General features: G+C 60.3%; 1 protein-coding gene. It reads right to left on the reverse strand.

Going from position 1 to position 1,488, the window contains the following annotated elements:
- Positions 1-3: 3 nt before the first annotated feature.
- On the reverse strand, positions 4-1,293 hold the full coding sequence (locus AC1RUR_RS38300; protein WP_492853334.1) for an IS4 family transposase: 1,290 nt from the start codon (positions 1,291-1,293) through the stop codon (positions 4-6).
- Between the last annotated feature and the right edge of the window lie 195 nt (positions 1,294-1,488).

Consider the following 1,488-nt stretch of genomic DNA (forward strand, 5'->3'; position numbering starts at 1 on the left):
GCCCTAGGGCATGCACATATCTCTAAGGCTCCATCCGGCTGAGAGGGCATGGAAGTATTGGAGACCATTGCTGAAGGTGACGGGACCTGGCGGCTTGGAAGATGGATAGCCGTCCCAACCGCCGAGGCGTGCGATGATCCAGGCGGCCCAGGCTAGGCTGTCAGGCGGATGCGGGTTCTTCAGCCGCTTACTTTTGGCTTCGTACTGCTGGTTCAGGGCCGTCAGCGTGGCCATCTCGCTGGTGTTGAAGGCGATATGAATGGACTGCTGTCTACCGTCACGCGCTTGCAGGAGCTGGATGGTGATCACAGCCGCTTTGGCGGCAATGGCGACCAGTTTCAGGAGCCGGTCAGCGGTCCCAATTTGGCTGTCTTCGAGCTTGAGGCCTTGTGTCTTGAGGATACGGAAGAACTGCTCGATGATCCAGCGTTGCTTGTACCATTCGACGATACGCCAGGCGTCGTCTGCACCGGCGACCCCGTGAGAGGTGAGAAGACACCAGCGCAGCGGTTCGATGTCGGAGCCGGCGGTGATCTCGCGGACATCAACGACGGCCAGACGTAAGCTTTTCGGCAAATGGCGCAGGAACTTGCTTTGCGGTCGAGCCAGCTCGATTGCACCAAAGCGAAGTTCGAGGTTCGCCTGACGTGCCGGCCGCTGCGCTCTCGGAGGCAATTGGATCGTACGACGCTCCATCGCCACCATAGCGTCGATGGCCGCATACAAGCCCACCCTGTCGGCCAGCTTGCGATCATGCATGCTGCGGGCGATCACGTGATAGCCCTGCTCGGCCGCGCTGGCATAAAGGGCAAAGATGTCACTCTCGCGGTCACCAAGCAGGGTCACCCTGGCGGCTTTCGCAAGCAGCGGCTTGGCCGCAAGGGCGGTGGCAATCCAGCGCTGCGATTCCTTGTCCGACAGTTCGCGGCTGTCATGCGAGACGGTCCGACGGCCCTCTCGCGTCCACACTTCGCCGCTCAAAAGTCCCAGGCAGGTGCCATTGTCTGCATCCACCGCCAGCAACGGGTGCAGCAGCACACCGTGGTTATTGCCCTTGCCGATTTCTCCAAGCCCGCGACGGCGTTGCGGTGTGGTGTTGAAGTGGATCTCACTGGTGTCCTGGATCGCCAAAACGTGGCGGCCCTCCACGGCTGCAACCGTGCTTTCACTCCAGCTTTCGATGATCCGCTCCGCTGTCACCTTCTTATGACCGAGAAAGCGGTTGAACCGCACCTCCAGACTACGATCACCTCTGGAAAGCTGCCGCAGGCAGACATTCTTGCCAGCAACCATGCGTCCGACAAGCGCCGCCCCCCTTATCGAGACGGCGATCCCCGAACCGGCCTAGCGTCCAGTCTATCTGTGATAGCATCGAGGCACCTCCATCCAATAGAAGTGCCGCAGTACAGATCACACGGATTCCCGATTCTGGAACCCCTTACCCTCGACCCGAGTCAATCCGTCGCACCAGATATGTGCATGCCCTAG

The organism is Bradyrhizobium sp. GW821-FHT12B03 (assembly GCF_058807535.1).